The organism is Pseudomonas sp. Pseusp97, assembly GCF_047304025.1.
Taxonomy (GTDB): domain Bacteria; phylum Pseudomonadota; class Gammaproteobacteria; order Pseudomonadales; family Pseudomonadaceae; genus Pseudomonas.
Genome location: NZ_JBGLYK010000339.1, coordinates 1 through 3928, shown reverse-complemented (window position 1 = coordinate 3928; position 3928 = coordinate 1). Strand labels below are relative to the sequence as shown.

Below are 3928 nucleotides of genomic sequence, written 5' to 3'. Positions count from 1 at the left end.
CGATGCGCACCGGGCGGCCGCTGCGGGTGTCGACCAGTTCGGCGGCGCTTGCCATGCCGGCGTGGCGCTTGCCCCACTGCAGCAGGGTCAGCAGCACCGGGCGCAGGTCGCGGCCGCGCTCGGTGAGCAGGTACTCGAAACGCGGCGGGTGGTCGTTGTACTGGCGGCGCTGCAGCAGGCCGCTGTCCACCAGGGCGCGCAGGCGGCGGGTCAGGACGTTGCTGGCGATGCCCAATCGTGCGAGGAACTGATCGAAGCGGGTCGAGCCATAGAAGGCTTCGCGCAGGATCAACACGTTCCAGCTGTCGCCGATCAGGTCCAGCGCCTGGGCCACGGGGCAGGGCAGGTGTTCGAAGCTGGTTCTGCGCATGACACCACCTCTTTGCATGAAGGTCGTCATCTAATTGGGCCGCCTTGTCACGGGCCTGGGAGGGCCACAGCCAAGGGTCGGTACGAAAAGATTATGGTTGTAATCTAATGCGGTCACTTGCTTTGCGCAAGTGACTCATCGGGGGAGGGGCGGCGCAGGGGATGAACGGTGTATCGGTTGAATTTACGGCGGACGCAAGAGTTGCCCGATCCTGCGGAACTTGTCGGGAAGAAGTTCAGGGAAAGTTAGCGGGAAGGGCTGCCGGAATATGGCTGGAATTGGTCGGGATAATTATCCGGGAAATGTTCTGGGGCGGCTGCCGCACAACTTTCCTCCAGGCAAAAAAAGGCCGCCTGGGGAGGCGGCCAAACCAAAGGATGATGAAGTGGAGCAATCCGCCGGACGCTCTGGAGCGGGCATCCGGGACTCATGTGCTTCATCGGGGCGCAAGCTTAATGGCGATAGCGGCAAATGCTGAATCATTCGTTTCGATAACGACTATCGACGAAGCTGGTTTCACGCGAGGGCAGCGGATTGTTATCTCTTCGCTCGCTCTGCCTAGGGCGGGGAAACATAAGAAAGTTGCTCAGCATTCAATCGATACACCTGCCAAGACAAGATCAACAAAGGGGTAGCAGATGTCCGCGTTCCGTCTTTCCGCTCGCGTTTCCATGCTCGGCGCCATCGTCGCCGGGATTCCGTTCCAGCTGGCGCACGCCGCCGCGGTTGCCGACCAGGCCGAAGCCACCGGCTTCCTCGAAGGCAGCAGCGCTTCGCTGCTGATGCGCAACTACTACTACAACAGCGACCGCAAGTCCGGCGACCGGGACCGCAAGGACTGGACCCAGGGCTTCACGCTGAATTACAGCTCCGGCTTCACCCAGGGCACCGTCGGCTTCGGTGTCGAGGCTTTCGGCAACTGGGGCATCCGCCTGGATGGCGGCGGCGGCACCTCCGGCACCGGCAACCTGCCGGTGCGTGACGACGGCTCGCCGGAAAGCGAATACGGCCGTGCAGGCGGTGCCGTGAAGCTGCGCGTGTCGAAGACCGAACTGCGCTGGGGCGACCTGCAGCCCACCGCGCCGGTGTTCGCCGCCGGCGGCACCCGCCTGTTCCCGCAGACCGCCACCGGCTTCAACGTGCTCAGCAGCGAGATCGACGGGCTGGACCTGGATGGCGGCCACTTCACCGGCGGCAACGGCCCGGTGACCACCAATGGCGACCACGGCATCTGGGCGTCCTACGCCAACGTCGAGGCCAGCAGCATCGACTATGTAGGCGGCAAGTACGCGGCCAACGACGCGCTGAACTTCTCGCTCTACGCCTCGAAACTCGAAGACGTGTGGCGCCAGTACTACGGCAACGCCAACTACACCCTGCCGCTGGCGGACGACCAGTCGCTGAACTTCGACTTCAACCTGTACCGCACCAACGACGACGGCAGCGCCAAGGCCGGCGAGATCAGCAACACCACCTGGTCCGCCGCCGCCGCGTACAGCTTCCTCGCCGCGCACACCCTGACGCTGGCCTACCAGAAGGTCCACGGCGACACGCCGTTCGACTACGTGGCCTTCGGCGTCAACGGCCCCGGCGACACCGCCGACTCGATCTTCCTCGCCAACTCCATCCAGTACTCGGACTTCAACGGCCCGGAGGAGAAGTCCTGGCAGCTGCGCTACGACCTGGCGATGGCCACCTACGGCATCCCCGGCCTGAGCTTCATGGCGCGCTACGTCAACGGCCATGGCATCGACGGCACGAAAATGGCTGCCGACAGCCAGTACCGCGGCTATGGCTACGGTGAAGACGGCAAGCACCACGAAACCAACCTGGAAGCCAAGTACGTGGTGCAGTCCGGGCCGGCGAAGGACCTGTCCTTCCGCCTGCGCGAGGCGATCCACCGTGGCAATGCCGATCAGGTCGAGGGCGACGTCAACGAGTTCCGCCTGATCGTCGACTACCCGCTGTCGATCCTGTAAGGCGCCAATGCGGCACCTTACTGGGTGCCGCCCCAGGGGCTCTTCGTAGGAGCGAGCTTGCTCGCGAATGGATTTCCTGGCCGCTCCAGCGTCAAGCGGTTCGCGAGCAAGCTCGCTCCTACAGGAATCGACGTCACGCGCAGCTGTTCCCAGTTCGCAGGGTGGCCCTGCGAACCTGGAGTGCGGATGGGGCGCTAGAATCGGTGCTCCGTTTCCGTTCCCCGAGAAGAGTCGATGTCCGAAGAAGAGCGCAGCACGCAACTGATCGATGGCCCGGTGGGCAAGCTGCAGTTGCTGATCGACCGGCCGCGGCTGCCGGCGAAAGGCATCGCGCTGATCAGCCATCCGCAGCCGCTGCTCGGCGGCAGCCCGAAGCACCGCGTGCCGCTGACCCTGTCGCGCAAGCTCTGCGGTACTGGCTGGCTGACCGTGCGGCCGAGTTTCCGTGGCGTGGACGGCAGCGAAGGTGAGTACGCCGAAGGCATCGGCGAGGCGCAGGACATGCTGGCTGTCATCGCCCACCTGCGCCGTGAGTATCCTGGGCTGCCGCTGCCGCTGGCGCTGGTAGGCTTCTCCTTCGGTGCCTATGTGTTCGCCCGCGTGGCCAGCGAGCTGTCACCGCCTGCGGATGCCATCGCCCTGATGGGCTTGCCGGTGGGCACCGTTCCCGGCGGGCGAGACTACCAAGCGCAGGAGCTGCCGACTGATTGCCTGCTACTGCATGGCGAGGCAGACGAGATGGCGCCGCTGGCCAACCTGCTGGAGTGGGCGCGCCCGGCCCAGCGCGAGGTGCTGCTCTACGCCGGCGCCGACCACTTCTTCAAGGGCTGCCTGGAGCGCGCGGTTGAGCGCGTGCTGGAACACCTGTCCCGCGCGGTCAGCTGAGTCCTCTGAGATACGCCCAGGGATAGATACCCCGGTCGTGGCCGTCGTCGAATACCAGTTGCACGCCATACCCCTGCAGGTTCAGTTCCTGCAGGGCGACTCCGGCGCAGACCAGATCGATGCGCCCCTGCAGGCGCGCCGCCCGGCACTGCGAACAGGGGCAGGCGCCGCGCAGGCGGGCGAAGGCGATGCGCTGTTCGACGCCGTCGTCCCAGCGGATGCGCAGTTCGCCGTCAGCGCTGGAGCGGTGCAGGGCGACGGGGGTGTTCACGCCGATTGCCCCAGCTGCGGCTTTTGCTCCAACTGAGAGAGCGCGATACGCACGGCCTTGCGGACTTCCGGGTCACCGTCGTTTTCGGCGTTGCGCAGCGCATCGATGGCATCTCCGCTACCCAGTTCGCCCAGGGCCAGCGCCGCCTCCTTGCGCAGGTTGCTGATGCCGTGACCAAGCACCACCTTCAGGCCTTCCAGCGCCGGCAAGTAGCGCAGTTTGCCCAGCGAGCGCGCGGCGCGCAGGCGCACTTGCCAGAAATCATCTTCCAGCGCCCGTACCAGGGTTTCGCCGGCTTCGGGCAGGGCCAGCTTGCCGAGGGTGCCGGCGGCTTCCTCGCGCACTTGCCAGGCTGGGTCGGCCAGGGCCGATTGCAGGGATGGCAGCACGCTGGCGTCGATGGCCAGGCCGAGGGCGCCGGCA

Annotated in this window: 5 protein-coding genes; 2 read left to right on the top strand and 3 right to left on the bottom strand. The window is 65.6% G+C overall.

Translation table 11 applies throughout. The features are described 5' to 3' along the window. A partial coding sequence (locus ACCC94_RS28425; protein ID WP_413352932.1) for a winged helix-turn-helix transcriptional regulator occupies window positions 1–370 on the bottom strand: 370 nt, incomplete at its 3' end. A 671-nt stretch (window positions 371–1041) separates the two neighbouring features. On the opposite strand from ACCC94_RS28425, the gene ACCC94_RS28420 reads away from it, so the two are divergent. Both ACCC94_RS28420 and ACCC94_RS28415 read left to right on the top strand, forming a co-directional pair. Then, a complete protein-coding gene (locus ACCC94_RS28420; RefSeq protein WP_413352933.1) occupies window positions 1042–2349 on the top strand; it encodes an OprD family porin in 1308 nt (435 codons plus the stop codon). Window positions 2350–2583: 234 nt separating this feature from the next. Continuing rightward, window positions 2584–3234: an alpha/beta hydrolase gene (locus tag ACCC94_RS28415; RefSeq protein ID WP_413352931.1), complete on the top strand. Its 651-nt coding sequence runs from the start codon at window positions 2584–2586 to the stop codon at window positions 3232–3234. Here ACCC94_RS28415 and ACCC94_RS28410 read toward each other — a convergent pair. Together ACCC94_RS28410 and ACCC94_RS28405 are read right to left on the bottom strand one after the other, a co-directional pair. Continuing rightward, on the bottom strand, window positions 3227–3505 hold the full coding sequence (locus tag ACCC94_RS28410) for a DUF971 domain-containing protein (protein WP_413352930.1): 279 nt from the start codon (window positions 3503–3505) through the stop codon (window positions 3227–3229). The two genes, ACCC94_RS28415 and ACCC94_RS28410, sit on opposite strands and share 8 nt — an antisense overlap. Continuing rightward, window positions 3502–3928: HEAT repeat domain-containing protein (locus ACCC94_RS28405; protein ID WP_413352929.1), on the bottom strand; the 427-nt coding region annotated here is incomplete at its 5' end. The genes ACCC94_RS28405 and ACCC94_RS28410, both read right to left, overlap by 4 nt.